The sequence below is a fragment of the Reyranella sp. genome, assembly GCF_004296935.1.
GTDB lineage: Bacteria > Pseudomonadota > Alphaproteobacteria > Reyranellales > Reyranellaceae > Reyranella.
The window spans coordinates 1-25,502 of record NZ_SCVH01000033.1 but is presented as its reverse complement, the minus strand read 5'-3'; the positions used below and the strand labels follow the sequence as shown (position 1 = coordinate 25,502).

Here is a 25,502-nt window from a genome sequence, read left to right as displayed (position 1 = left end):
GCCGTCGACGCCTCAACTCATGGTGTTGGCGACGTTGCCCAGAACGTTGGAGATCTTGTCACCGACGGTGCGCATGGACGCGATCGCCGCCACGGCAATCAACGAGGCAATCAGCGTGTACTCGACCGCCGTGGCGCCTTGATTGTCTTTCATCAATCGGCGGAAGATCGACAGCATTACTCATCTCCAAGGCTTCGCATTACGCAACGATTCGCTGACCGACGTCCTATGATGCGGCCTCAAGAATCGTACTTAATGCAGATTCTTGGGTCAATTGAAATTGGTCAAAAATATGAAGAAATCTTCATAACATCTTGATTAAACTACAAATCCTGTAAGAAAACTTCGGCCACATCAGGCTCGACACCACCCGGCCGCAAGACTCTTCAGGATCCGATCCCGGGACCTGGCCGATAGGCTTCCAGTACCCGCGCGGCGGCGGTCCAGACGCACAAGGCGGCGAACAGGCCCGCCAGCCAGGGGAAGGCCCCGGGAAACAGGCAGAACAGCACGAACGCCGCGATCGTCTCACTACCCTCGATCAGGCCCGCCGCATGGAAGAACGACTTCCGCCCCCGCTGGCCGTCGTTGGCCTCGCCGAGCTGGGCCGCCAGGACGGCGCGTCCCAGGAACGATGCCCCGGTGCATACGAACGAGGCCAGCAGGATCGCGGCCCAAAGGGCGTTCACAGGACTGGCGAGCGCAAATCCGACCGGCACCGCGGCATAGAACGCCATGTCGCACATGATATCGAGATAGCCGCCGAACGCGGTCGGCGAGCCCCGCCGCGCGATCGGCCCATCGAGGCCGTCGATCAATCGATTGAGCAGGATCGCAAGCAAGGCGAGATCGTAGCGGCCATGGGCCAATGCCGGCACGGCGAGCAATCCAACCGCCAGTCCCGCGAGGCTTGTCCCGTTGGCCGACAAGCCCTGCCCGGCCAGCCAAGCGCCGGCGCGATTGAGCGGCGGATCAATCAGACGCCGCAGGACAGGGTCGAACATGGTGCCGCGGCGCGATCAGCCCGGCGTCGATGGCCCCGAATCGACCGATCGCAGGGACACCACCTCCCCTGAATGCGCCTCGGCCCGCCGGTCCTGCGCCGCCTGCCGGCGATAGGCGATCCAGCTGAACGGGATCAACGACACATAAGCCAGGCCGATCAGGGACCCGGCGATCCAGGGAGCGCTCGCCAGGACACCCATGACCAAGGCGGCGCCCAGCAACGACGGCAGCACGAGGTGGCGCGGCACCCTGCCCTTCTTGAAGGAATAGGTCGGGATCCGGCTCACCATCAGACCACCGACGACAACCAGCACCGCGCCCACGACCAGCGCGTGGCGCGGCCAGGCGGCCTCGATTTCGAAACTCACCATCAGCGGGATCAAGGCGAGCAACGCACCGGCCGGCGCCGGCACGCCAGTGAAAAACGATCCCGTCCAGGCCGGTGGCGGCGTATCGGAAACCAGGGCGGTGTTGAAGCGCGCGAGGCGCAGCGCCGAGCAGATGGGGAACATCAGGGTCACCACCCAGCCGAGCGCACCGCCGTCCCTCAGAGAGGCCAGATAGAGCACGAGTGCGGGCGTAACGCCGAAGCAGAGGAAGTCCGACAGCGAATCGAGTTCGGCCCCGAACCGGCTGGTGACCCCCAGCCGTCGCGCGACACGGCCGTCGAGGGCGTCGAAGATCGCCGCCACGATGATGGCGATCACGGCCAGGCGCATCTCGCCCTGAAGCGCGAAGCGGATCGCCGTCAGCCCCGAGCACAGGGCCGCCAAGGTCAGGATATTGGGAATCAGGCGATTGATTGAAAAGCCGTGAAGCCTGCCGCGGCGCGCAGGAGAATCGCTGTCCATCGCTGCCTCCTAGAATTCGATCGCCGCGCGCGGCGCGGCCGCGACGGGATCGAGTTCGGCCATGACCGTCTCGCCCCCGATCATGCGCTGTCCCGGCGCTACCAACAAACGGGCACCGGGCGGCAGGTAGAGGTCGGTACGGCTGCCGAACCGGATATGGCCGAAGCGTTCGCCTGCGGCGACTGCCTGGCCCGGCTTGATGTAGCAAACGATCCGGCGGGCCACCCAGCCGGCGATCTGCACGCAGCCGATCACCCGACCGTCGGGCCGGCGCAGGGCGATTGCCATGCGTTCGTTTTCGTCGCTCGCCTTGTCGGCGGCGGCATTCAGGAATTTGCCCGGGCGATAGGCCACGACGTCGACCGACGCCGCGCACGGCGCGCGGTTGATGTGGACGTCGAAGATGCTGAGGAAGATCGAGACGCGCGTCAGGGCTTCGTTGCCCAGCCCCAGCTCGGCCGGAGGCACCGCATCGACGATCATCTGCACGAGCCCGTCGGCCGGCGCGATCAGGATGCCGTCGTCCTGCGGCACGCCGCGCGGCGGATCGCGGAAAAAGTAGATCGACCACAAGGTCAGGATCATCAACGGCCAAAACAGCCACGCCGCGCCGGTCAGCGCGCCGAGAAAGGCCGCGCCGGCAAAAAGGGCGATGAATCGCCATCCATCGGCAAGGATCGGCACGAAGAAATTGGCCAGCATGAACCCGCTCTCTGTCGCCCGCTGGCCGTCAGTCGACCTTGGGCAGGCTGAAGACTTGGCCCGGGTATATCAGATCGGGATCGCGAATCTGATCTTTGTTGGCATCGAAAATCTTGGTGTGGTGCCAGCCGGTGCCATAGTGCGCGCGCGCGATGTTCCAAAGATTGTCGCCGCGCACGACGTACAACCGCTTGCGATCGCCGGCGGCGGCGGTTGGCACGGCCACCCGCTCGAACGGCAATTCGAGCCGGGCGACGGGCTTGCCATCCTTCGCCAGCCTATCGACGCGCAACGTGTGCTTGCCCTGGTCGACGGGATTGGCCGGCGTGAGTCGCCAGCGGCCGTCCGGACCGGCAATGCCTTCGGCCACGATCTTGTCGTCGACATAGGCGCGCACCGTCGTCCCTGGTGCCGCCTGTCCGGAGATCGTGGCGTGGCCGCGCTCGTCGTAGTCGACCGTCGAGATCACGAGGTCGCCTGATTTCGGCACGCCCGCCGCCGAAGGCGGCTGGACCAGCGTGGCAGGCCCGGCGGGCGGTGCGATCATCACTAGCGTCTCGTCCTTGGAAGTGGGCGTAGAAGCGCCGGCGGTGGGCGGCTGCGGCACGACCGCAACCACGACCTGATCCGACGTGACGGGGGCGCGCCCCTCGACATGCTGGATCACCCGCAACTCGTGCTGCCCCGATCCCAAAGGAGGGTCCTGGACGATGATCACCCACTCGCCGCGGGCATCCGCCACACCGCTGGCGATCTCCTTGCCGCCGTCGAGCAGCACGACCTTGGCACCCGGCGCTGCCCGTCCGGCGACGACGGCGCGCCCGTCGGGGCCGATGCGGGCAATGTCGAAACTCGGCGTCGCGATGGCTTCAGATGGCGCCGGCGATGTCACAGGCGCGGACGACGGGGCGGGCGCTGGCGGGGGCGCAGCAGCTTGCGGAGGCGGCGCGACGACCGCCGGCTTGGTCGCCAGGTCGATGACTGCCTGTTCAGTCAGCTTGCCACGCCACGCAACGGCAAGGGCAACAGCAATGACGAGTGTGCCCCCCCCGACGAGCCATAAAACAGTGCGTGACATTGCCCTCCCAACGGTGCGACGACCGACCGCCTTTGGCGTCGCAACCTCTCTACGCGAAATGATACCATGCCACCCCGGTCCGGAAAGACATCGGATCGACTGTAAAAAGAAGTCTCCGTGTCCGAGCCCACCCCCATTTCCCCCAAACCTGCCTCTCTTTGCGTCTTCTGCGGCGCCCGCTTCGGCATCGACCCCGCCACGCGCGATACCGCCGGCCGGCTGGGCGCACTGCTGGCCCGCGAGGGCATAACGCTTGTCTATGGCGGCGGTGGCGTCGGACTGATGGGGCTTGTGGCAAATGCCGCCCTGGCGGGCGGAGCAACCGTGGTCGGAGTCATCCCGAATTTCCTGCTGCAGCGCGAGGCCGGCCACCCCGCCCTGACCGAAACCGTCGTGGTGGAAACCATGCACGAGCGAAAACTGCAAATGTTCGAGCGGTCGGACGCCTTCGTGGTCCTGCCCGGCGGCCTGGGGACGCTCGAGGAGTTCTTCGAGGTCCTGTCCTGGCGGACGCTCGGTCTGCACAGCAAGCCGATCGTGATCGTCGACCAGGGCGGCTATTGGGAGCCCCTGGCCGCACTGCTGCGCGGCGTCGTGGAGGGCGGTTTCGCCGATCGGACCCACCTCGACCATGTCGCCTTCATCAACGACCTCGACGATCTGTTGCCGACAATTGCGGCCATGCCGCGGGCTCCCGGCCCGGAAAAGACGCTCGACCGGGTCTGACTGCGCTGCCCATGCGCTGGTGGGCCGCCTTGCCGACCCCCTCACGGTGATGCAACAAGACGGGCCATAATCAGCAATAGATCAACCCAGCCGAAACCAAAGCGGCGTACGGAGGTGCAGGTATGTCAGATCTCGAAATCGTCTGGACGAAGGTCGATGAGGCCCCCGGGCTTGCGACGTTTTCCCTGCTGCCGATCGTCGAGGCCTTCGTCGGGACAGCCGGCGTGAAGATGAAGCTTAAGGACATTTCGCTGACCGGCCGCATCATCGCCAACTTCCCCGACAAGCTGACGCCCGCGCAAAAGATCAACGACGAGCTCGCCGAACTCGGCAAACTTGCGATGCGCCCCGAGGCCAACATCATCAAGCTGCCCAACATCTCCGCGTCGATCCCGCAGCTGAAGGCCGCGATCAAGGAGCTGCAGGGCAAGGGTTACGACGTACCGAACTATCCCGACAGCGACGCGACGCCGGCGGACAAGGAAATCCGCGCCCGCTACGGCAAGGTGCTCGGCAGCGCCGTCAATCCGGTGCTGCGCGAGGGCAATTCCGACCGCCGCGCCGCCGGCGCCGTGAAGCAGTACGCGCGCAAACATCCGCACAAGATGGGCGCCTGGAGCAAGGACTCGAAGACGCGCGTGGCGACAATGTCGGGCGGCGATTTCTACGGCTCGGAAGTCGCAACCACCATTGCGGCGCCGACCAATGCCCGCATCGAACTGGCCGGCAGCGATGGCGCGACGACGGTGCTGAAGCCGAAGATTCCGCTCAAGGCCGGCGAGATCATCGACTGCTCGGTGATGAACCGCAAGGCATTGCGCACCTTCTACGCTGCGGCGATCGACGCTGCGAAGAAGGACGGCATTCTGTTCTCGCTGCACCTCAAGACGACCATGATGAAGATCTCCGATCCCATCCTGTTCGGCCATTGCGTTTCCGTGTTCTTTGCCGACGTCTTCGAGAAGCACGGCGCCACATTCACGAAGCTCGGCATCGATCCCGACAACGGCGTGGCCGACATGCTGACCCGGATCGAGACGTTGCCGGAGGCAGAGAAGGCCGCGATCAAGGCCGATATCCAGGCCACCTACGCGAAGCGGCCTGCCCTGGCCATGGTCAATTCCGACCGGGGCATCACCAATCTCCACGTGCCCAGCGACGTGATCATCGATGCCTCGATGCCGGCGATGATCCGCGAATCGGGCAAGATGTGGGGCCCTGACGGCAAGTTGCATGACGTCCTCGCCGCGATCCCCGATCGTTGCTACTCGACGCTGTTCCAGGCCACCATCGACGACTGCAAGGCGCATGGCGCCTTCGACCCCAAGACGATGGGATCGGTGCCGAACGTCGGTTTGATGGCGCAGCAGGCCGAGGAGTACGGCTCGCACGACAAGACCTTCGAGGTCGCCACGGGCGGAACGGTTCGCGTGGTTGCCGAGGACGGCACGGTCCTGATGGAACAGAAAGTCGAGACCGGTGATGTCTTCCGCATGTGCCAGGTCAAGGACGAGCCGATCCAGGACTGGGTCAAGCTCGCGGTGCGCCGCGCGCGTCTGAGCAACACCCCGGCGGTGTTCTGGCTCGACGCCAAGCGCGCCCACGACGCGCAGTTGATTGCCAAGGTCGAGAAGTACCTCAAGAACGAGGACACGAAGGGGCTCGACATCCGAATCCTGGCGCCGGTCGAGGCCATCAAGTTCTCGCTCGATCGCATTCGCAAGGGGCTCGACACCATCTCCGTCACGGGCAACGTGCTGCGCGACTACCTGACCGATCTGTTCCCGATCATGGAGCTGGGCACGTCGGCCAAGATGCTGTCGATCGTTCCGTTGCTGGCGGGCGGCGGGTTGTTCGAGACCGGCGCCGGTGGTTCGGCGCCCAAGCATGTCGAGCAGTTCCAGCACGAAGGGTACCTGCGCTGGGATTCGCTGGGCGAATTCCTGGCGCTTGGCGCTTCGCTGGAACATCTGGCGCAGAGAACCGGGAATGAGGACGTGAAGGTCCTGGCCGAGACGCTCGATGAGGCCAATGGCAAGATCCTCGAGGACAACCGTTCGCCAGCGCGAAAGGTCGGCGAACTGGATAATCGTGGCAGCCACTTCTACCTGGCGAAGTATTGGGCAGAAGCGCTCGCCCGGAGAGACAACAGCACGGGCCTGTCGGCCCGCTTCAAGCCGCTGGCGGCGGCGCTGGCAGCCAATGAGGCCAAGATCGACGCCGAGCTGATCGCCGCTCAAGGCAAGCCGGTGGATACGGGCGGCTATTATCTTCCCAATCAGAGCAAGACATCGGCAGCGATGCGGCCAAGTGCGACGTTGAACGCGGCACTCGCCGCTCTCTGACGCGGCGTTGCCAATTGGTCGTCGGGGGTGCCGATGGCTGCCGCACCGGCTGGGTCGTCTGCCGGCGTGACGCCGACGGTTCCCTGGACATAAGAGTCGTGAAGACCCTCGCAGAAGCCTGCGAGGGTCTTTCCATTTTGGCCGTCGACATGCCGATCGGGCTGATGGACGAGCCGATCCCCGGTCGCGCCTGCGAGTCCGATGCGCGGGCGCTGCTGCCGGGCAAAGCGAGCTCGGTGTTTCCGACGCCGTGCCGGCCGGCGCTGGCTTGCACCACACACTCCGCTGCCAATGCCGCCAGCCGCAAGCTGGGCAAGGGACTTAACCAGCAGACGTTCCATCTATTTCCCAAGATGCGCGAGATCGACGATCTGATGCGCGGCAGCCGCACGCTGCGACGCATCGTCTACGAGGCTCACCCCGAACTTGCCTTCGCCCGCATGAACGACGGCGAGCCTGTGCTCAGCAAGAAGCGCAAGTCGGACGGCTTCGCGGAGCGACGCAAACTTCTCGCCCGGCACGGCTTCCGATGGAAGGTCGAACCGCTGTCTGGTGCGGCGCGCGACGACGTGCTCGATGCCATGGCCGTCTGCCGCACGGCGACGCTGATCGCAGAAGGCGCAGCGACACGCCTCGGTCCGGCACGCAAGCGCGACCGCTACGGCCTGCCGATGAACATCTGGTTCTGATCTACTCCGGCTTGATGCCGGCGGCCTTCAACACCGGTACCCAGATCGGCTCCTGGATTTTCAGCCAGTCGCCGAGCTGCTGCGGCGTGCCGCCCATGGCGACGAAGCCGCGTTTCTTCAGGTCTTCCTTGCCTTCCGGCGTCGACACCGCGTCGTTCAGCGCCTTGTTCAGCTTGGCAGCGACCGCGGGCGGCGTGCCTGCCGGTGCCAGCAGCGTGTAGACGATGGTGCCGTCGACGTCGCCTGCTCCCAGTTCCTTGAAGGTCGGGATGGTCGGCGCCACCGACGAGCGCTCCAGCGACGCCATCGCGTAGGGCTTGAGCTTGCCCGCCGCGATCTGTGGCGCAACGCTGGTGATGCTCGACATGCCGAGCTTGATATGGCCACCCAGGAGATCGGTGACGAGCGGGCCGGTGCCGCGGAACGGCACATGCGTCAGCTTGAGGCCGTTCAGCATGGCGAACTGCTCAGCCGACAGATGCATCGGCGTGGTGAGCCCGGCGGTGCCGTATTGCACCGAGCCCGGCGCGGCCTTGGCGGCGGCAATGATCGCCTTGAGATCGGCCCACGGCGCGTCGGCACTGCCGACCAGCACCGATTCCTGCTTGGCGATGAAGCCGATCGGGATGAAGGCGGTCTTGGGATCGAAGCCAAGCTTGGCCACGGTGTAAGGATAGAGCGGCAGGTTGTTGGCGCTGACCACCATCCAGTGGCCGTCGGCCGGTTGCTTGGCGACGAAGTCGTGGGCAATGCTGCCGCCGCCGCCGCCCTTGTTGTCGATGACGATCGTGCCGCCCAGCGAACGTTGCATCGGTTCCTGGATGGCGCGCGCCAGCGCGTCCGTTCCGCCGCCCGGCGGGAACGGCACGACCATGTGCACAGGTTGGCTGGGAAATGTCTGGGCCCGCACGGCGGAGCCCGCCGCCGCGATCGCACCGAGCGACGCGACGAACACACGACGATGGACGCTCACTCTTTATTCCTCCCGAGGATTTCGGGAAGCCTAGCGTCCGGCAGCCGGCGGGGATAGGGCCGCGTTGGGCCTCAGACCATGCCCAGTGCGTGCTTGTAGACGTCGAGCAACGTCTCCTGCTCGGCCCGGTCGGCGGCATCCATCTGCCGCAGCGAAACGACCTTTCGCATGGTCTTGACGTCGTAGCCGACGCCCTTGGCTTCGGAATAGACGTCCTTGATGTCGCCGCCGATGGCCTTGCGCTCCTCCTCGAGCTTCTCGATCCGCTCGACGAAGCTCTTCAGGCGATCGGCCGAAATCGGTCCGGCCTTGGTCTTCTTGGAAACGGCGCTTCCGTCCGGCATGTCCTCAACTCCCAGGGGTCCAGTCAGGCGGACCATAGGAGCCGAGGCCGCGTCGGCTCAATGACGCTGTTGCGATGAATGACGGGGATAACGGGGACCGTCCGGCGAGCTTCAGCCGTGCTTGTGCTGGGCCTTGTCGAAGGCCTTCTTCTGGTCGCCCGTGGCCTCTTTCTGGTGCTTGGCCTTCCATTCGTCGTAGGGCATGCCGTAGACGATCTCGCGGGCCTTCGGGTCGGTGACCTCGATGCCTTGCTTGCCTGCTTCCTCGCGATACCAGCGCGACAGGCAATTGCGGCAGAAGCCGGCCAGATTCATCATGTCGATGTTCTGAACGTCGGTACGCTCCTGCAGATGCGCAACCAGCCGGCGGAAGGCGGCGGCTTCGAGATCGGTGCGGGTCTTGTCGTCCATGGCAATCTCCTGGGACGTTTGAGCCTTGGCTGCGGATATAAGCTCAGCCCAGCGACGCCGCAACGGCTGCCCGAATCGCGGGCGCCAGACGTTTCGCCCAGGCGCGCGCCTCGTCCGAGGTGTCGATCAGGTCCTGACGCACTTCCAGGGAACAATGCGGCAGGCCGCGCGATCTGGCATGGGCGGTGAGCGTGTACTCGTAGGAGGCACGCGCCGAGTAGGGTTTGTTGTCACCGACGACCAGCGAAGCGTCGCGCCGCAACTGGGCCAGCAGCGGCTCCGGCAGGCGCGGATCGTCGTTCCACAGCACGCCGACGTGCCAGGGTCGCTGGAAGCCGTTCATCTCGGGCGTAAAACTGTGCATCACCAGCAAGGCCACCGGCCGCCCACCCGCGGTCATCCGGTCGAGCTGTCGGTCGACCTCGTGGTGGTAAGGCCAGAAACACGCCTCGGCGCGGGCATCGATCTCGGCCTTGCCGAGGCCGCAGTTCGCCGGCACCGACGTGCCGTCGCTGACCTCGGGGATCGATCCCTCGCCACCGGGCCAGCGGTTGCAGTCGATCACCAGCCGCGAATAGCCCGACGCAACAAGCGGCGCGTCGAGCGCGGTGGAGAGTTCGATCGCGGCGTCGAGGCCACCGATGTCCCAGCCGATGTGGCGCGCGAGCTCGCTGGCGGGAATGCCGAGATCGCCCAACGCCTGCGGAACGGCTTTGCTGGCGTGATCGCAAAGCAGCAGGAGTGGCGCCCGGCCCGTTTCATTGAACACCGAATATGGCGGCGGATCGCCGGGACCCAGAAGCTGGCCGAGGAGTTGTTGCATCGCGCCCCTATAGTGTGAAGATTGCCCAAATGAAAGATGCCGACGCCCGCGCCCTGCTGCGCGACCTGTTTGATGCCGCCCTGGCCGCCGCCCGCCCCGCCACCTGCCTCGCGCCCTACATCGCCAGGCTCGCTCCGCCAAAAGGCCGGACGATCGTGATCGGCGCCGGCAAGGCAACTGCGGCGATGGCGCGCGCGGTGGAAGACCAGTGGCCGCATCCGCTCGAAGGTCTCGTTGTCACCCGTTACGGCTACGGCGAAGCCTGCAAGCGCATCGAAATCGTCGAGGCGGCGCATCCCGTGCCCGACGAGAAGGGCCGCGCCGCCGCCGGCCGCATCCTGGAAAAGGTGAAGGGCCTCTCGGCCGACGATCTCGTTCTTTGTCTCATCTCGGGCGGCGCGTCGTCGCTACTGGCCCTTCCCGCCCCCGGCCTGTCGCTGTCCGACAAGCAGGAGGTCAACCGCGCGCTGCTGAAATCGGGCGCCAATATCGTCGAGATGAACACGGTGCGTAAGCATCTCTCCGCCATCAAGGGCGGAAGGCTCGCCATCGCGGCACAGCCGGCGCGCGTCCTGTCGTGGCTGATTTCCGACGTGCCCAACGACGATCCCGGCGTGATCGGCTCCGGGCCAACCGTGGCCGACCGTACGACCTTCGCCGAGGCGCTGGCGGTGCTGGCCAAATACCGCATCGATCCGCCGGCGCCGGTGCGCGCCCATCTCGAAGCCGGCGCGGCAGGCAGGATCGAGGAGACGCCTAAGCCCGCCGATCCACGGCTCCGGCGCGTCGAGACAATCATCGTGGCCACGCCCAAGCGATCGCTCGAGGCGGCCGCGGCAGTGGCACGCTCGCGTGGCTGCGTCGTCGTGATGCTGGGCGACAATCTCGAGGGTGAGGCGCGCGAACTGGGAGCGGCGCATGCCCGTCGCGCCCTCGATCTCGTTGCGGGCGCGAAGAAGCCTACGGTGATTCTCTCCGGCGGCGAGACGACGGTGACGGTGCGCGGCAAGGGCCGCGGCGGCCGCAACGTCGAGTATCTGCTCGGTAAGGCGATCGAGGCCAATGGCGCTCCGCAGATCTGGGGCCTGGCGGCCGATACCGACGGCGTCGACGGCGCCGAGGAGATCGCCGGCGCCATCTTCACACCCGACTCGCTGGCGCGCGCTCTTGCCAAGGGGCATGACCCCAAGGCCATGCTGCACGACAACGATGGCCACAGATTCTTCGAAAGTCTCGGCGACAGCCTGATCACCGGGCCGACCCGGACCAACGTCAACGATTTCCGCGCAACGTTGATCGTGCCGAACAAATGACGACCTATACCGGCTCCTGCCACTGCGGCGGTATTGCCATCCGATTCGACTCGGAGAAGAAACCCGAGGAGATGCGGGTCGGCCGGTGCGGCTGCAGCTTCTGCCGCCGCCATGGCGCCCGAACGATGGGCGATCCGGCGGGATCGGTCGAATTCCGCTGCCGGCCAGGCGCCCTGTCCCGCTACCGCTTCGGGCTCGGGATCACTGACTACCTGCTCTGCGCCAAATGCGGCGCCTATGTTGGCGCCGTCATGCCGGATGAAGGCGGCGCGATCGGCATCGTCAATGTCAACGCGCTCGACATTCGCGACACTTTCGACCCCGCGCCCGCACTGCACCATTACGACGGTGAGGACGAGGCCCGGCGGCGCAGCCGCCGCCGAAAGTTCTGGATGAAGGCGACCGTGATCGCCTAACGTCTCCCCATGGCTGTACTCGGAGTGATTGCCGACGATTTCACCGGCGCGACCGACATCGCGGGCATGCTGGTCAAGGGCGGCATGCGCACGATCCAGACGATCGGCGTGCCACCCAAGGGGACGATTCCGGACGATGTCGATGCCGTCGTCGTGGCGCTCAAGACGCGCTCGATCCCTGCAAAAGACGCCATCGCCCAGTCTCTTGAGGCGCTGGAAGCTCTCCAGGCGGCCGGCTGTGTCCGCTTCTTCTTCAAATACTGCTCGACGTTCGATTCCACGGACGCCGGCAACATCGGCCCGGTGGGCGATGCGCTTCTCGATGCGCTCAAGTCCAAACAGGCGATCTATTGCCCCGCCTTCCCGGTCAACGGCCGCACCATCTTCTTCGGCCACCTGTTCGTGGGCGACGTGCTGCTGTCGGACTCGCACATGCGCCATCACCCGCTGACACCGATGACCGATGCCAGCCTGGTGCGCGTGCTGGCACGACAGACGAAGCACAAGGTGGGCCTGGTCGCCCTGAAAGAAGTCCAATCCGGTTCCACCGCGCTGCGCGCCGCGCTCGACAAGCTCGCGGCCGAGAAGGTGCGCCATGTCGTCGTCGATGCCGTGGCCGACACCGATCTCGGCATCATCGGTGAGGCCGTGGGGGACGACGTCCTCGTCACCGGCGGTTCCGGCGTGGCGCTGGGCCTGCCCGCTGCCTATCGCCGCCGCGGATTGCTGACACACAAGCCCAATGCCGACGCGCTGCCAAAAGTCGCCGGCGCTGCGGCGGTCCTTGCCGGCTCCTGCTCGGCAGCGACGCTCGGCCAGATCGCCGCCTTCAAGGGCCCGCACCTCGCCCTCGACACCGATGCGATCTGCCGCGGCGAGCCGGTGGGTGAGAAGGCGCTCGCCTGGGCCAAGGACAAGCTCGGCAATGGCCCGATCCTGCTCTCCGCCAGCGACAAGCCGGATGCCGTGAAGGCGCTGCAGGCGAAATACGGTGTCGAAAAGTCGAGCCAGGCGATCGAGCGGACGATGGCGGCTCTGGCGCGTGGCCTGGTTGCGTCAGGCGTCGGCCGCCTGGTCGTCGCCGGCGGCGAAACCTCGGGCGCGGTCGTGGGCGCCCTCGACGTGACGGCATTGCGTATCGGGCCGGAGATCGATCCCGGCGTGCCGTGGACGGCGTCGGTCGGAAAGAAGCCGATGCTGCTGGCGCTGAAGTCCGGCAACTTCGGTGCGCCGGATTTCTTCACCAAAGCCTTCGAGCGCCTATGAGCACCAAAGAATCCAAGGCCCGAGACGATATTTGCGCGCTCGGCGCCAAGCTCGCTGCCCGCGGCCTCTGCCCCGGCACGTCGGGCAACATCAGCGTGCGCGTCGACGACGGTTGGCTGATGAGCCCGACCAATTCCTCGCTGGGTGAACTCGTGCCGGGCCAGCTCTCCAAGCTCGACCTCTCGGGCAAGCATGTGGCCGGAGATGCGCCGACCAAGGAAGCGCTGCTGCATCGATCGGTCTACGACGTCCGCCCCAAGGACGGTGCGATCGTGCACCTTCACTGCACGCACGCCGTGGCGATCTCCTGTCTCGATCCGTCGTGCCACCACAGCAAGGAAACAACGCTGCCGCCGATCACGCCCTACTTTGTGATGCGGGTCGGCAAGCTGCCGCTGGTGCCCTACTTCAAACCAGGCGATCCCAAGCTCGCCGATGCGATCCGCGACTACGCCAAAGGCCACCGCGCAGTGCTGCTCGCCAACCACGGCCCTGTGGTCGCCGGCACCTCCCTGTCGGCTGCCTCCGCCTCGATCGAGGAGCTGGAGGAGACCGCCAAGCTTCACCTGCTGCTGCAGAGTCTCAAGGTGCGCACCCTGTCGGATGCACAGGTGCGCGACGTCGAAGAAGCCTTTCCTTCCTGATCGGACAAGACAAATGCCCAAGCTCGCCGCCAATCTGTCGTGGATCTACCAGGAAGTGCCGTTCCTGCAGCGCTTCGGCGCGGCTGCGGCGCATGGCTTCAAGGCGGTGGAAATCCTGTTCCCCTACGAGGCGCCGGCGGCCGATATCGCGGCCGAACTCAAGAAGCACAAGCTCACACAGGCATTGTTCAACCTGCCGCCGGGCGACTGGAGCAAGGGCGAGCGCGGTCTTGCCGCCCTGCCCGGCCGCGAGGCGGAGTTTGCCGCGGCCCTCGAGAAGGCGCTCGATTACGCCAAGGTGCTGGAATGCCGGACGCTGCACGTCATGTCGGGCATGATCGCGCCCGGCGCCGATACCAAGACCATGCATCGCACGTTCATTTCAAATCTCAAGAAGGTCTGCGACCGCACTGCCAGGAGCGGGCTCACCATCGTGATGGAGCCGATCAACCACCGCGACATTCCCGGCTACTTCACCAACACCACAGACCAGGTGAAGCAGATCATCGAGGAAGTGGGCGCGCCGCATCTAAAACTGCAGCTCGATCTCTATCATATGCAAGTGACCGAAGGTGACCTGCAGAAGCGGATGGAGCGGCTGTTCCCGATCACCGCCCATGTCCAGATCGCCGGCAACCCGGATCGCAACGAACCCGACATCGGCGAGGCCAACCATCTCTACCTGCTCGATGTGCTCGACCGGCTGGGCTACCAGGGCTACGTCGGCCTCGAATACAAACCCAAGACCACGACCGGCGCCGGCCTCGGCTGGGCCGCCAAATACGGCATCAAGGCCTGAATCCCATGGCAGACAAGAACACGCCGGTCGTCGCCTTCGTCGGCCTGGGCTCGATGGGCCTCGGCATGGCGAAGAACCTTCTCAAGCACGGCCACAAGGTGATCGGCGTCGATCCGAGCGCTACCGCGCGCGAGGCCTTCACCGCCGCGGGCGGCACGGCCGCCGCCACGCCGGCTGAAGCCGCCAAGGTGGCGGACGTGGTGGTCGTTGCCGTCGTGAACGCGCAGCAGGTCGAGACGGTGCTCTTTGACGACGGCGGCGCCGTGGCGGCACTGCGCAAGGGCGGCCTGGTCATGCAATGCGCCACCGTACCCCCCGCCTTCGCGCGCGCGTTGGGCGAGCGCCTGGCCAAGAGCGGCCACGAACTGCTCGATGCGCCGATGTCGGGTGGGCGTGCGCGCGCCGAGAGTGGCGAACTCACCTTCATGGCGTCGGGCGCGCCGCAGGCATTTGCGACGGCCGAGTCCATCCTGTCGGCGACTTCGGCGAAAGTGTTTCGCCTCGGCGACGCCGCCGGCATCGGCTCGCTGGTGAAGACGGTGAACCAGCTTCTGGCCGGCGTTCATATCGCCACCGCGGCCGAGGCCATGGCGCTCGCCGCCAAGGCCGGCGCCGACACCCGCGCCGTCTACGAGGTGATCTCGGCCAGCGCCGGCAATTCCTGGATGTTCGGCAACCGCGTGCCGCACATGCTCGACGACGATTTCTCGCCGCTGTCGGCGGTCGAGATCTTCGTCAAGGACCTGGGCCTGGTGCTGAACACCGGCCACGAACATCGCCTGCCGCTGCCCATGGCCGCCGCCGCGCATCAGCTTTTCCTCGCAGCGGCCGGCGCCGGCTGGGGCCGGCTGGATGACGCCGCCGTGGTAAAGGTCTACGAGCAGGCGGGTGACTTCAAAGTGTCGTCACCCAAGAAGTAGACTGGATCCGATGCGTCGTCAGCGTTTCACCAAGATCGTCGCCACCCTGGGGCCCGCCAGCTCGACGCCCGAGCGCCTGCGCGAGCTGTTCGAGGCCGGCGCCGATGTCTTCCGCCTCAACTTCAGCCACGGCGTGCCGGACGATCACCGCAAGCGGGTCGCGCAGCTGCGCGCCCTGGAGAAGAAATACAATCACCCGATCGCCATCCTGATGGACCTGCAGGGACCCAAGCTTCGGCTGGGCGTGATCGGCAAGCAGCCGATGGAACTGAAGAAGGGTCAGAAGCTGCGCTTCGACATGGACCCCAAGCCGGCCACCGCCAAGCGTGTGCCGCTGCTCCATCCGGAGATCTTCAAGGCCGCCAAGGCGGACGGGCTGCTGCTGATCGACGACGGCAAGGTGCGGCTCCGGATCGTCGCGCACGACAAGGACACGATCGACGCCGTGGTCGAGGTGGCGGGCCAGATCAGCGACCGCAAGGGCGTGAACCTGCCCAACCTCGTGCTGCCGATGTCGCCGATGACGCCGAAGGACCGCAAGGACCTCGATTTCGGCCTGTCGCTCGGCGTCGACTGGGTGGCGCTCTCCTTCGTGCAGCATGCGCACGACATCGCCGAGCTGAAGAAGCTGGTTGCGGGCCGCGCCGCGGTCATGGCCAAGCTCGAGAAGCCAGCCGCCATCGACCACCTCGACGAGATCATCGAGCAGAGCGACGGCATCATGGTGGCGCGCGGCGATCTCGGCGTGGAGATGCCGCCCGAGGCGGTGCCGCCGCTGCAGAAGCGGATCCTCGCTGCCTGCCGCGTGGCCGGCAAGCCCGCCATCGTGGCGACACAGATGCTCGACTCGATGGTGCATTCGCCGACGCCGACTCGCGCCGAGGCCTCCGACGTGGCCACCGCCGTCTACGACGGCACCGATGCGGTGATGCTCTCGGCTGAATCGGCGTCGGGCGACTATCCGATCGAGGCGGTCACCATCATGGACCGCATCATCCGGGCCGCCGAAGGCGATCCGCTCTACCGCCGCCTGATGGATGCGAGCCGCCACGAGCCGGAAGCCACCACCGCCGATGCGATCAGCGCCGCCGCGCGGCAGTGCGCCCATACGCTGTCGGCCGCCGCCATCGTCACTTATACGAACACCGGCTCGACCACGCTCCGCGCCGCCCGCGAGCGGCCCGACGTCCGCATCCTCTGCCTGACGCCCAATCCCGACACGGCCCGGCGCATGGCGCTCACCTGGGGTGTCCATCCGGTTCACGCAGAAGACGCGCACAATTTCGCCGACATGGTGCAACGCGCCGTCAGCGTGGCCCGCAAGGAAGAGCTGGCCAAGGAAGGCGAGCGCCTCGTGATCACCGCCGGCGTGCCGTTCGGCACACCCGGGGCGACCAACATCCTGCGCATCGCTTACGTCTGACCAGATCTGGGGATGGCCGGGGCCCTGCCGCCGTATCCTCTCGTGAAGCCCCCCACGAGAGGTGCCATGCCCCGCCGCGCTTTTGCCTCAATCGACGCCCTACTTGCCATCGCCTGTACCGTGATCTTTGCCGGCGGCGTGCTCGCCCAGTCCGGCGACCGCGACCAGGGCGCGCCGCCGCGCCGCGAACCACCCTATGAGAAGATCGCGACTGACCTCGGCATTCCCGCCGACCGTGTGCGCGACGCCTTCCGCAAGGTCGGACCGCCTGCCCGCAGCGAGCAGCCGCCCACGGAGCAGCAGCGCGCAAGCCACGCCCAGGCGCTTGCGACAGCCATGAACGTGCCCGTCGACAAGCTCAAGCCGGTGCTCGAGAAGTATCGCCCCGAACCGCCGGCACAGCGCGGCGCCAGCACCGAGAAGCGCTCTTGAACGGGATCGCCAAGAAGCCGAAGGCCATCGCGCGCGACCGCCGCCGGCTCTCGCTCACCTGGATCGATTTCCTGGTCATTGCCGCGACGGTCCTGACCTTCGCCGCGGTCTTCAGCGCGACCCTGGGGCGCGGCTAACCCCCCGCCTGCTACCGGGGCCGCCTGTCGATCACGCGCCGCGCCTTGCCCATCGAGCGCTCGATCGCGCCCGGAGAAGCAACCTCGACCGCGGCCGAGAGCCCACACATGCCTTTCAGGCGCCGCCCCAGTTCCGCCGACGAACGGCCCGCCGCCGCGCCGTCCAGCACAACCCGCGCCTCGACCCGCACCAGCAGATCGTCGAGCGCACCGGTGCGCGTGAGCTCGATCACATAGTGGCCGCTCAGCGCCGGGTCGCGCAGGATCTGCTCCTCGACCTGGCTCGGGAACAGGTTGACGCCGCGCACGATCAGCATGTCGTCGCTGCGGCCGGTGATCTTGGCCATGCGCCGCATGACGCTGGCCGATCCCGGCATCAGCCGCGTGAGGTCGCGCGTGCGGTAGCGGATGACCGGCATCGCCTCCTTGGTGAGCGTCGTAAACACCAGCTCGCCCGGCGCGCCGTCGGGCACCGGTGCGCCGGTCTCGGGATCCACGATCTCGGGATAGAAATGATCCTCCCAGATCGTGGGCCCATCCTTGGTCTCGACGAACTCGCAGGCGACGCCGGGGCCCATCACTTCGCTCAAGCCATAGAGGTCGACGGCATCGATGCCCAGCCGCCGCTCGATCTCGGCCCGCATGCCCTCGGTCCAGGGCTCGGCGCCGAACAGGCCGACGCGCATCGCCGTCGTGCGCGGGTCGATGCCCTGGCGCTCGAACTCGTCGGCGACCGCCAGCATGTAGGACGGCGTCATCAGCACGACACGGGCGCCGAATTCGGAGATCAACTGGACCTGGCGCTCGCCGAAGCCGCCCGACATCGGCACCACCGTGCAGCCCAGCCGCTCCGCGCCGTAGTGCGCGCCGAGGCCTCCGGTGAACAGGCCATAGCCGAAGGCATTGTGGATGATGTCGCCCGGCCGCGCGCCGCCGGCATGGAGCGAGCGCGCCATCAGGTCGGACCAGGTGTCGATGTCGCGCGCCGAGTAGCCCACCACCGTCGGCCGCCCCGTCGTGCCGCTGGAGGCATGCAGGCGCACGCACCGCTCGCGCGGGATCGCCAGCATGCCGAAGGGATAGGCGTCGCGCAGGTCCTCCTTGGAGGTGAAGGGAAAGCGCGCGAGATCGTCGAGACTCCGGAAGTCGTCGGGATGGACCCCCACCGCCACGCACTTGGCGCGATACGGCGCCTGCCCGTCGTAGGCCCGGTGCAACGTCTCGCGCAGGCGTTTGACCTGCAGCGCCCGGAGTTCGTCGAGCGAGACATTCACTTCAGGAAAAAGCTTTGCCGTCATTGTTTGAATCCAAAGCGTCGATAGGCATAGCCGAGACCGATGAGGGCCGCACCGAGGCCCAGGAACGAGAACACGCGCAGCAGTCCCTGGAGGCCGGCCATGTCGATCAGGAACACCTTGGCGACCACGATGCAGACCAGCACCATGCCGGCATGCCGGAACGCCGCGGTGTGGCGCAGGAAGCCCAGCGCCAGCAGGGCTGTGCCAAACAGCAGCCAGACGATCGAATAGGCGTAGAGCTCGAGGCCGTAGGCGGCGAAGCCATCGCGCTCGAAGCCGGGATCGAACAGGTGCCGGACTTCCAGCGAGACATAGACGAAGGCCAGGACCGAGGCCGCGGCCTCGATGAACAGGTCGATGCCTCGGTTGGGTTCGACGTCGATCCAGCGCCGCGCCAGTGCCGCCATCGCCGCCGGCACCGCATAGGCCAGGAACAGGCCGTTTGCGAGCGGCAAACGCCCGACATTGGCCGGCTCGAAGACCGGATTGGCGATCAGCACCTGCACCCCCAGCGCGGTCGCCACGGCGAGCCCGCCGCTCAGCCGCCACGCCCACAGCGCCACCGGATCCTGCCGACGCCGCGCCATCCACAGCGCCGCCAGCGCGAAGGCGCCCCAGATCGCGACATAGAACGAGCGCTCCATGAAGCCCGCGGCGGGTGTCGCCATCGCGCCCGGCTGAAAGAGGCTGCGCACTTCCAGGGTCACCAGCACGAAGGCGAGCAGCGCGATCGTGGCTTCGACCGCGCGCACCAGCCGCACGTCGCCGGTCGGGCGCAGGAACCGCAGGCTGACAACGAGGGCCGCGATCGAGATGCCATAGCCCCACAGGATCCAGTTCAGGACCGGCGTGACGCCGAGCGGATATTTCAGCACTTCGGGGTTCAGCACAAAGCGCACGACGACGACGGCCAGCAGCGGCCAGCAGAGGAGACGCATGGCTCGCAGGTCGAGCCGGGCTGCGATCGCCGCCACGGCCGCGAGTTCGATGGCGTAGGCCACCGTGATCCACTCGCGGCTGAATTCCATCGGGATGGCGGCGGCGATGAAGAAAGTGACGCCAGCCGCCAGGTAGCCCAGCGCCTCGGTGGCGCCGGTCATGCTGTCCCGCCAGCGGGCAAGCCGCTCGGCGCCGACCAGGAACGGCGCCGCGAGGCCGACGCTGATCAGGCCCCACGGCACGCCCGTCACCGTGCTGCGCAGCACGTACCAGCACAGCAGGAAGTGCGTGAAGGCTGCCGCGACCGAAAGGGCCGCCCAGAATCCCGGCCGTCCGGCATTCCACAGCAGCGAGAAGGCCGCCGCCGCGTAGAAGCCGCCGAACAGGATGGTGAGCCAGGCGAAGCGGTCCGCGTCCCAGCCGGCGCCGGCACCGCGCGTGGCGCCCCACCACAGCGCGAGGGCGAGCAGCGACAGGCCCGGTCCCAGCGCCGCCGCGTACTGGAAGCGTGGCGTCCAGCGCCCCAGCGCGAAGGCCCCGGCGCCATGGAGCGCCAAGGCCAGCCAGCCAGCCTTCTGCTCGCCGTTGTCGTCGACCACGAGACACACCAGCAGCACGCCAGTGCCGGCAAGCGCCGTCCAGACCAGCGCCACGACGTCGTTCGGCGGATTCTCGCTCTCCTCCATCCGCCGCCACGTCGCCCACACGAAAAGACCGGCCACCGCCACGAGAAAGAGGCCGACCCAGTGCAGTTCGTCAGCGTCACGCGACGCCAGCATCCAGACCACCGTCCAGAGCGCCGAACCCGCGAGGACACCCCAGCCGAGCGGCCACCAGCCCCTTATGCGGATGACGCCTAGAGTGCCGGCGGCGATCGCCAGCAGGTAGCCGAACAGGACCGGCGTGTTGGGCGTCTCGCTGCCGATGATCGCGGGACTGGCGAAGCCGCCGACGAAGGCGAGGCCGGCCACGAAGATGCCATGGCGCAGCGACACGCCGATGGCGAAGGCCGTCAGCGCCGCGGCGCCGCCGCCGGCCGCGACCTTGGAAATCATGCCGTAGAGCGCGACGGCCGAGAACAATGAGCCGTAGAGAGCAGCGATACCGGCGGCGGCCAGCGCCTGCGCCACCCAGTCGTCGCGGCTTTTCATCTTTTCAGCGCCGCCGACCAGCGCAAAACCGAACAGCGCCGCCAGGATCACCCGCACTTCGGGCGAGAGGTAGCCTTCCTCGATCGAGTAACGCACCAGGAAGATCGCCGCGAGCGCCAGGGTGATGGCGCCCACCCACACGAACGCGCGCGCGCCCAGGCGCTGCTCCCAGCCGCCGTGGACCGGCTCGACGACCAGAGGGGGCGGCAACACAGGTTCCGGGGCAGGCGCTTCAACCTCCGCAACAGGTTCAACGGGTAGCGGCGGCGGCTCGATGACGGGCTCAGCGACTGACGGCGCGACGAAGGGCGGCGGCAGCGCCTCGCCCCCCTGGAGATCACCCGGAAGACCCTGCCGGCGCAGCAGCGCCACCTCGGCCACGAGGCGCTCGTTCGCCTCGCGCAGCCGCGAGGTGCGGACCAGCGCCACGATGGCCACGATCGGCGTGCCCAACGCCCAGGCCACGGCCAGAAGACCGAGAAGGATTTCTTCCACGGAAGTCCCGGTCTCCGCCGTTCCCTGCCCTACTCCGCCGCGACGCGGGCGGGCTGGCGGACGAAGGCGGCGCGGTTGTCGCGGGCGACGAGGCCGCGCTTCACCACCAGGCGGTGGTTCTCCTTGCGGGAGGCGCGCTTGATGTCGCTGAGCGCATCGCCGTCGCACAGCACGAAGTCCGCGCTGTTGCCCTCCCTGATGCGGCCCTGGTCGCTGAGGCGCATCAGGTCGGCCGCACTCGCCGTCGCAAAGAACAGCGAATCGCGGACCGAGATGCCGATGTCGCACATGTACTCGAGCTCGCGCGCATTCTCGCCGTGGCGGTTGTGCGGCGTGCCCGCATCGGTGCCCATCGCGATGCGGCCGCCGGCCTTGTAATACATCTGGGTCGCCTCGATGTGGCGGTCGAACACACGGCGGGCCTTGTCGATCACATAGTCGGGGATCGAGCGGTCGCCGTCGTCATGGCCCTTCAGGATGTTCTTCACGGCAGCGAGCGTCGGCACCAGCCAGACGCCGCGGGCCTTCATCTCGGCGCAGCACTCCTCGTCCATGAAGATGCCGTGCTCGATCGAGTCGATGCCGCCGCGCACGGCATTGAGGATACCGAGCGCACCCTGGGCGTGGCTGGCGCAGCATTTGTGGAAGCGATGGGCCTCGCTGATGCCGGCCTTCATCTCCTCGGCAGAATAATGCGCGTCCTCGGGATTGACGCCCGGCGTCATCACGCCGCCCGTCGCCATGATCTTCACCAGGTCGGAGCCGGCATGGACCTGCTCGCGCACCGCCTTCACGACCTCGTCGATGCCGTCGGCGACGCGGCCGGTGCGGTTGCCGTGGCCGCCGGTCATGCAGATCATGCGGCCGGCGCAGCGCATGGTCGGGCCCAGGAACTTGCCGGCGTTGAAGGCGTCGCGCAGGGCGAACTCGATGTAATCCTTGCCGCCGCAGTCGCGCACGGCGGTGATGCCGCCTTCGAGCGTCTGGCGCATGTACTCCATGCCGCGCACCGCGATCTGGGCGGCGCTGAGGCGATCCTGCGCCGCCCCGGGATTGCCCTCGGCGCCGGACAGCGAATGGACATGGCAGTCGATGATGCCCGGGATCAGCGTGCCGCCGGAGGCATCGACCCGCTCGCCGGCAAAGCCCACGAACTCGGCCGCAGGCGCCACGCGCTTGACCTTGCCGGCCTCTTCCAGGACCGCCTGCCCGTCGTGGACTCTCTCCCCGTCGAACAGACGCCCGCCGACATACAAGGTGGCCATGATCCAAAACTCCCGAAACTGAAAGGCTGTTGCACTCTGCCTATGTGCCCTGTGGGCAACAAGGACCCGCGGCCGCCCGCGTCCCATTAGTCATTCTCGTGGGCCCAAATCCCGTATCCTGGCCCAAATCGCAGGACAAATATCAGGCTTCGAAACCGCCTGAAATCCCGCAATTCCTCGTCTATTCGCGCCCAAAGGGGCCCACCTGAACGCATGGTGTGTTGGGCCCGAAGTTGTGCCCGGAGCTCGGGGTGGGCCTCGGTTTGCTCATTCGATCGGCCGTCCTGGGCAGTCGGGGCCAGTGCGTCGGTTGGCCGACGTCGTTGAGGACGCCTCCGGGACGGACGATCGCCCGAAAAGGGGGGCGGATCGGCGGAGGCGCCGGCTCATGATTCTGTCTAATCCACGGGTCAGGACCCGCGGCGGCGACCTGGCGCTGGTTGCGCATGCCCGTGGACGGCCACGGGAGGTCTTTGCCGGAACGAAAAAGGCCGACGCAAGAAGCGCCAGCCTATAGAAAAATCATGCCATAACCTGCTGAACTTGTCGAATCAGGAACGACTCTCAATCGACCAGCGGCATCACCTCCGCGGCGAAGCGTTGCAGGCGCCCGATACTGTCGGCGGTGCTCTGGCCCCGGAAATCGAAGATCAGCTCGTGCACGCCGATGGCGCCAAACGACCGGATGTCGCCGGCGATGTCCTGGGCGGTGCCGGAGAAGCTGCGGCGCGTTCCGTCGCGATCGGGAATGCCGGTGTCGTAGAGCGGCGCCTTGTAGGAGATGGTGAGGGCGGCGAAATCGCGCCCCTCCGCTTCCGTCAGCCGCTTCAGCGTCTCCAGATGCAGCACCATTTCCTGCGGCGGCAGCGGCGAGGCGGCGATGGCGCCGACCGGGTGCCAGCCATCGCCGTGCCGCGCGGTCCGGCGGAGGGCGGCGCGCGAGTGGCCGCCGACCCAGAGGGGCGGATGCGGCTTCTGCAGCGGAAAGGGTTCGCAGCGAATGTCGGTGTATTTGTAGAACTGGCCGGCGAAGCTGGCGGGCGAGCGGGTCCAGAGATGCTTGAAGATCGCGATCCACTCGTCGGTCACGGCGCCGCGCTTGTCGAAATCGGGACTGTCCAGCGCCTCGAATTCCTCCTTCAGCCAGCCGACGCCGACGCCCAGCGTGACCCTGCCGCCCGACAGGACATCGAGCGACGCCACCATCTTCGCCGTCAGCACCGGGTTGCGATAGGGCAGCACCAGCACCGAGGTGACGAGGCGCAATTTCTCCGTCGCACCGGCCACCACGCCCAGGATGGAAAAGGTTTCCAGCGCATCGCCGCCGCCGGGATGCTTGCGGTCGACGGTGTAGGGATAGGCGGACTGGCTTTCCACCGGGAAGACGACGTGGTCGGCGATCATGGCGGAGTGCAGCCCGAGCCGCTCGCCTTCGCGCGCCAGCGCGAGGACACCGTCGCGCGTGGCGGTGGGACCGCGGGTGGGGAGATAGAAGCCGTAGCGCATCGGGCGGGCGTTCTAAGCCATCTAGGCGGGGTTCATTCGATCACGTCGTCGGCGCGTGCGAGCAACGACGGCGGGATCGTCAGGCCGAGCATCTTGGCGGTTTTCTGGTTGATGACCAATTCCAGCTTGGAGGGGCGCTCGACCGGCAGGTCCCCCGCCTTCGCGCCCTTCAGAATCTTGTCCACGAGCTTGGCTGCTTGGCGGGCGACGCTGGCGTCACTCGCCCCATAGCTCGCCAACGCATCGGCCGTGCGTGCCGTATGAGAATGGAAGAATGTCGGAAGATGCCTGGCGTTGGCCGTGCGAATGATCTCCGCCGAAAGGCCGGTCGTCACGCCGCCGGGAATCGAGAGCAGTGCATCGACGTCGCCGAGCGACGCGAGGCCCTGCGAGACATCGGCTTCGCTCCTTGTTTCCCGTTCGACCAGCGTCATCTCCAGCGTCGGTGCGGTGACGCGCGCAACCGCCAGATTCTGCCTCGATGACACATCCCTCGGATCGTAGAGGACCAGCACGTTCCGGACGCGCGGCGCGAGTTCCTTCAGGAATTCAAGGCGCTTGGCGGACAGCTCAGGGAACTCGAAGGTCATTGCGGTGGTATCCCCGCCGGGACGGGCCAGACTGGCCACGAGACCGGCGGCGACCGGGTCGCCGGGCGTAATGAAGACGATCGGAATCGCAGAGGACGCTTGCCGTGCGGCCCGTGCCAGCTCCGAGCCGATTACAAACAGCAAGACGACACCCCGCCGTACCGCCTCCTCGACCTGCGCGCGTGCGCCGGAGAGGTCGCCTCTCGCCACCTTGAGCTGGAGGAGATCGAGGGCCGCTCCCGTATAGCCCTGCTCGCGCAGGCCGGCCTGTAGCCCGCCGGCGAGGTCTGAAAATCTCGGCTCCTCATCCGGCCCCAGGATGGCGATCCGCTTCGCGCCATCCTGTGCGCGCACCGCGGTGGCGGCGGCGCCGAGCCCGGCGACAGCACCGCTGAGAATGATCGTGAAGTCCCGACGCCTCATGGCGACTCCGCCAGTGCTCACGTCTTATCGACCTGACGGTCGACGATCCGCTGCCCACACCCCAGCGGATCGGCCGGCACACCGCCGCCCAGCGCCTTCAGCCGCTCGATCTCGCCATCGAGGCCGACGATGTGCGGGTTCCACTTGCGCGCCAGCTCGAAGGCGGCGACCGCGCGGGCGTTCTCGCCCATCTCGGCGCGGATCATGCCGAGGCCGGAGTAGGCCCCAAAGTGGCGCGGCTCGCGCTTCACCGTTTCGCAGATGTCGGCGAGCGAGGCCGGGAAGTTGCCCATCAGCCAATGGGCCGTGGCGCGCTTGTTCCAGGCCTCGGAAAGTTCGGGCGCGATCTCGATCAGCCAGGTGTAGGTCTCGACCGAGGCCCTGAACTCGCGCTGCTGCATCTCGGCCATCCCCCGCAGCATCATTTCGCGCTGCTTCGGGTCGGGAAGCATCGTCCACTGCTCCCAGATCGCGGCCTCCAGAGTCTGGATGGCGACCGGATCGGTGGCGGTCTGCAATTTGGCAAAGAGTGTGAGAT

The 25,502-nt window shown here is 66.9% G+C and carries 27 protein-coding genes; 12 read left to right on the top strand and 15 right to left on the bottom strand.

Annotated elements, in window-relative coordinates:
• Window positions 1-12: 12 nt before the first annotated feature.
• From EPO55_RS04445 to EPO55_RS04425, 5 genes are all read right to left on the bottom strand, one after another.
• Entirely contained in the window at window positions 13-177 is a 165-nt protein-coding gene (locus tag EPO55_RS04445) for a Flp family type IVb pilin (protein ID WP_296335241.1), read from the bottom strand.
• Window positions 178-386: 209 nt separating this feature from the next.
• On the bottom strand, window positions 387-1,004 hold the full coding sequence (locus EPO55_RS04440) for a CDP-alcohol phosphatidyltransferase family protein (protein WP_296335240.1): 618 nt from the start codon (window positions 1,002-1,004) through the stop codon (window positions 387-389).
• A gap of 15 nt (window positions 1,005-1,019) precedes the next feature.
• Entirely contained in the window at window positions 1,020-1,856 is an 837-nt protein-coding gene (pssA, locus tag EPO55_RS04435; RefSeq protein ID WP_296335239.1) for a CDP-diacylglycerol--serine O-phosphatidyltransferase, read from the bottom strand.
• Window positions 1,857-1,865: 9 nt separating this feature from the next.
• Window positions 1,866-2,558, bottom strand: coding sequence for a phosphatidylserine decarboxylase (locus EPO55_RS04430; protein WP_296335238.1), 693 nt, complete (start codon window positions 2,556-2,558; stop codon window positions 1,866-1,868).
• 28 nt (window positions 2,559-2,586) lie between these two features.
• Window positions 2,587-3,450 (bottom strand): LysM peptidoglycan-binding domain-containing protein, encoded by an 864-nt coding sequence (locus tag EPO55_RS04425; protein ID WP_296335237.1) that lies wholly within the window; start codon window positions 3,448-3,450, stop codon window positions 2,587-2,589.
• Window positions 3,451-3,753: 303 nt separating this feature from the next.
• On the opposite strand from EPO55_RS04425, the gene EPO55_RS04420 reads away from it, so the two are divergent.
• From EPO55_RS04420 to EPO55_RS04410, 3 genes are all read left to right on the top strand, one after another.
• A complete protein-coding gene (locus EPO55_RS04420) occupies window positions 3,754-4,362 on the top strand; it encodes a TIGR00730 family Rossman fold protein (protein WP_296335236.1) in 609 nt (202 codons plus the stop codon).
• Between the two features lie 122 nt (window positions 4,363-4,484).
• Window positions 4,485-6,707, top strand: coding sequence for an NADP-dependent isocitrate dehydrogenase (locus EPO55_RS04415; protein WP_296335235.1), 2,223 nt, complete (start codon window positions 4,485-4,487; stop codon window positions 6,705-6,707).
• Window positions 6,708-6,721: 14 nt separating this feature from the next.
• Window positions 6,722-7,396, top strand: a complete 675-nt coding sequence (locus EPO55_RS04410; RefSeq protein ID WP_296335234.1) for a DUF429 domain-containing protein — start codon at window positions 6,722-6,724, stop codon at window positions 7,394-7,396.
• Between the two features lies 1 nt (window position 7,397).
• Here EPO55_RS04410 and EPO55_RS04405 read toward each other — a convergent pair whose 3' ends face one another.
• The 4 genes from EPO55_RS04405 to EPO55_RS04390 form a co-directional block, all read right to left on the bottom strand.
• A complete protein-coding gene (locus tag EPO55_RS04405) occupies window positions 7,398-8,369 on the bottom strand; it encodes a tripartite tricarboxylate transporter substrate binding protein (protein WP_296335233.1) in 972 nt (323 codons plus the stop codon).
• Window positions 8,370-8,440: 71 nt separating this feature from the next.
• Window positions 8,441-8,713 (bottom strand): DUF2312 domain-containing protein, encoded by a 273-nt coding sequence (locus EPO55_RS04400; RefSeq protein WP_296335232.1) that lies wholly within the window; start codon window positions 8,711-8,713, stop codon window positions 8,441-8,443.
• A gap of 111 nt (window positions 8,714-8,824) precedes the next feature.
• A complete protein-coding gene (locus tag EPO55_RS04395; protein WP_296335230.1) occupies window positions 8,825-9,124 on the bottom strand; it encodes a DUF1244 domain-containing protein in 300 nt (99 codons plus the stop codon).
• A gap of 43 nt (window positions 9,125-9,167) precedes the next feature.
• Window positions 9,168-9,947 carry an N-formylglutamate amidohydrolase gene (locus EPO55_RS04390; protein WP_296335228.1) on the bottom strand — a complete coding sequence of 260 codons (780 nt, stop codon included), beginning with the start codon at window positions 9,945-9,947 and terminating at the stop codon, window positions 9,168-9,170.
• A gap of 29 nt (window positions 9,948-9,976) precedes the next feature.
• Between EPO55_RS04390 and EPO55_RS04385 the strand changes: the two genes are divergently transcribed.
• The 9 genes from EPO55_RS04385 (at window position 9,977) to EPO55_RS04345 (ending at window position 17,297) form a co-directional block, all read left to right on the top strand.
• Window positions 9,977-11,260 (top strand): glycerate kinase, encoded by a 1,284-nt coding sequence (locus EPO55_RS04385; protein ID WP_296335226.1) that lies wholly within the window; start codon window positions 9,977-9,979, stop codon window positions 11,258-11,260.
• Window positions 11,257-11,676: a hypothetical protein gene (locus EPO55_RS04380; protein ID WP_296335224.1), complete on the top strand. Its 420-nt coding sequence runs from the start codon at window positions 11,257-11,259 to the stop codon at window positions 11,674-11,676. Before EPO55_RS04385 ends, EPO55_RS04380 begins: the two co-directional genes overlap by 4 nt.
• 9 nt (window positions 11,677-11,685) lie before the next feature.
• Window positions 11,686-12,942, top strand: coding sequence for a 3-oxo-tetronate kinase (otnK, locus tag EPO55_RS04375; RefSeq protein WP_296335223.1), 1,257 nt, complete (start codon window positions 11,686-11,688; stop codon window positions 12,940-12,942).
• The gene (gene otnC / locus EPO55_RS04370) at window positions 12,939-13,586 is read left to right on the top strand and encodes a 3-oxo-tetronate 4-phosphate decarboxylase (protein ID WP_296335222.1); all 648 of its coding nucleotides are present in this window, start codon (window positions 12,939-12,941) and stop codon (window positions 13,584-13,586) included. The genes otnK and otnC overlap by 4 nt, the downstream gene beginning before the upstream one ends.
• 13 nt (window positions 13,587-13,599) lie before the next feature.
• Window positions 13,600-14,385 (top strand): 2-oxo-tetronate isomerase, encoded by a 786-nt coding sequence (gene otnI / locus EPO55_RS04365; RefSeq protein WP_296335221.1) that lies wholly within the window; start codon window positions 13,600-13,602, stop codon window positions 14,383-14,385.
• Between the two features lie 5 nt (window positions 14,386-14,390).
• Window positions 14,391-15,305 carry an L-threonate dehydrogenase gene (gene ltnD, locus EPO55_RS04360; RefSeq protein WP_296335219.1) on the top strand — a complete coding sequence of 305 codons (915 nt, stop codon included), beginning with the start codon at window positions 14,391-14,393 and terminating at the stop codon, window positions 15,303-15,305.
• 10 nt (window positions 15,306-15,315) lie between these two features.
• The gene (gene pyk, locus EPO55_RS04355) at window positions 15,316-16,728 is read left to right on the top strand and encodes a pyruvate kinase (RefSeq protein WP_296335218.1); all 1,413 of its coding nucleotides are present in this window, start codon (window positions 15,316-15,318) and stop codon (window positions 16,726-16,728) included.
• Between the two features lie 66 nt (window positions 16,729-16,794).
• Complete coding sequence (locus tag EPO55_RS04350) at window positions 16,795-17,160, top strand: hypothetical protein (RefSeq protein WP_296335217.1); 366 nt, start codon at window positions 16,795-16,797, stop codon at window positions 17,158-17,160.
• On the top strand, window positions 17,157-17,297 hold the full coding sequence (locus EPO55_RS04345) for a hypothetical protein (protein WP_296335216.1): 141 nt from the start codon (window positions 17,157-17,159) through the stop codon (window positions 17,295-17,297). Before EPO55_RS04350 ends, EPO55_RS04345 begins: the two co-directional genes overlap by 4 nt.
• Window positions 17,298-17,308: 11 nt before the next feature.
• Here the strand turns inward: EPO55_RS04345 and paaK are convergent, their stop codons facing one another.
• From paaK to EPO55_RS04315, 6 genes are all read right to left on the bottom strand, one after another.
• Window positions 17,309-18,595, bottom strand: coding sequence for a phenylacetate--CoA ligase PaaK (paaK, locus tag EPO55_RS04340; protein WP_296335215.1), 1,287 nt, complete (start codon window positions 18,593-18,595; stop codon window positions 17,309-17,311).
• Window positions 18,592-21,180, bottom strand: a complete 2,589-nt coding sequence (locus tag EPO55_RS04335) for a DUF2339 domain-containing protein (protein WP_296335214.1) — start codon at window positions 21,178-21,180, stop codon at window positions 18,592-18,594. The genes paaK and EPO55_RS04335 overlap by 4 nt, the downstream gene beginning before the upstream one ends.
• A 29-nt stretch (window positions 21,181-21,209) precedes the next feature.
• Window positions 21,210-22,445 carry an amidohydrolase family protein gene (locus EPO55_RS04330; RefSeq protein ID WP_296335213.1) on the bottom strand — a complete coding sequence of 412 codons (1,236 nt, stop codon included), beginning with the start codon at window positions 22,443-22,445 and terminating at the stop codon, window positions 21,210-21,212.
• A 564-nt stretch (window positions 22,446-23,009) separates the two neighbouring features.
• Entirely contained in the window at window positions 23,010-23,951 is a 942-nt protein-coding gene (locus EPO55_RS04325; protein ID WP_296335211.1) for an LLM class F420-dependent oxidoreductase, read from the bottom strand.
• A 32-nt stretch (window positions 23,952-23,983) separates the two neighbouring features.
• Entirely contained in the window at window positions 23,984-24,964 is a 981-nt protein-coding gene (locus EPO55_RS04320; protein WP_296335210.1) for an ABC transporter substrate-binding protein, read from the bottom strand.
• Window positions 24,965-24,981: 17 nt separating this feature from the next.
• Window positions 24,982-25,502 (bottom strand): tetratricopeptide repeat protein (locus EPO55_RS04315; RefSeq protein ID WP_296335209.1); only part of this gene is annotated, 521 nt, incomplete at its 5' end.

Coding starts and splice junctions, on each gene's coding strand:
- EPO55_RS04445 (WP_296335241.1), bottom strand. CDS start 177: ATGCTGTCGATCTTCCGCCGATTGATGAAAGACAATCAAGGCGCCACG.
- EPO55_RS04440 (WP_296335240.1), bottom strand. CDS start 1,004: ATGTTCGACCCTGTCCTGCGGCGTCTGATTGATCCGCCGCTCAATCGC.
- pssA (WP_296335239.1), bottom strand. CDS start 1,856: ATGGACAGCGATTCTCCTGCGCGCCGCGGCAGGCTTCACGGCTTTTCA.
- EPO55_RS04430 (WP_296335238.1), bottom strand. CDS start 2,558: ATGCTGGCCAATTTCTTCGTGCCGATCCTTGCCGATGGATGGCGATTC.
- EPO55_RS04415 (WP_296335235.1), top strand. CDS start 4,485: ATGTCAGATCTCGAAATCGTCTGGACGAAGGTCGATGAGGCCCCCGGG.
- EPO55_RS04400 (WP_296335232.1), bottom strand. CDS start 8,713: ATGCCGGACGGAAGCGCCGTTTCCAAGAAGACCAAGGCCGGACCGATT.
- EPO55_RS04395 (WP_296335230.1), bottom strand. CDS start 9,124: ATGGACGACAAGACCCGCACCGATCTCGAAGCCGCCGCCTTCCGCCGG.
- EPO55_RS04390 (WP_296335228.1), bottom strand. CDS start 9,947: ATGCAACAACTCCTCGGCCAGCTTCTGGGTCCCGGCGATCCGCCGCCA.
- EPO55_RS04385 (WP_296335226.1), top strand. CDS start 9,977: ATGAAAGATGCCGACGCCCGCGCCCTGCTGCGCGACCTGTTTGATGCC.
- EPO55_RS04380 (WP_296335224.1), top strand. CDS start 11,257: ATGACGACCTATACCGGCTCCTGCCACTGCGGCGGTATTGCCATCCGA.
- otnK (WP_296335223.1), top strand. CDS start 11,686: ATGGCTGTACTCGGAGTGATTGCCGACGATTTCACCGGCGCGACCGAC.
- otnC (WP_296335222.1), top strand. CDS start 12,939: ATGAGCACCAAAGAATCCAAGGCCCGAGACGATATTTGCGCGCTCGGC.
- otnI (WP_296335221.1), top strand. CDS start 13,600: ATGCCCAAGCTCGCCGCCAATCTGTCGTGGATCTACCAGGAAGTGCCG.
- ltnD (WP_296335219.1), top strand. CDS start 14,391: ATGGCAGACAAGAACACGCCGGTCGTCGCCTTCGTCGGCCTGGGCTCG.
- pyk (WP_296335218.1), top strand. CDS start 15,316: ATGCGTCGTCAGCGTTTCACCAAGATCGTCGCCACCCTGGGGCCCGCC.
- EPO55_RS04350 (WP_296335217.1), top strand. CDS start 16,795: ATGCCCCGCCGCGCTTTTGCCTCAATCGACGCCCTACTTGCCATCGCC.
- paaK (WP_296335215.1), bottom strand. CDS start 18,595: ATGACGGCAAAGCTTTTTCCTGAAGTGAATGTCTCGCTCGACGAACTC.
- EPO55_RS04330 (WP_296335213.1), bottom strand. CDS start 22,445: ATGGCCACCTTGTATGTCGGCGGGCGTCTGTTCGACGGGGAGAGAGTC.
- EPO55_RS04325 (WP_296335211.1), bottom strand. CDS start 23,951: ATGCGCTACGGCTTCTATCTCCCCACCCGCGGTCCCACCGCCACGCGC.
- EPO55_RS04320 (WP_296335210.1), bottom strand. CDS start 24,964: ATGAGGCGTCGGGACTTCACGATCATTCTCAGCGGTGCTGTCGCCGGG.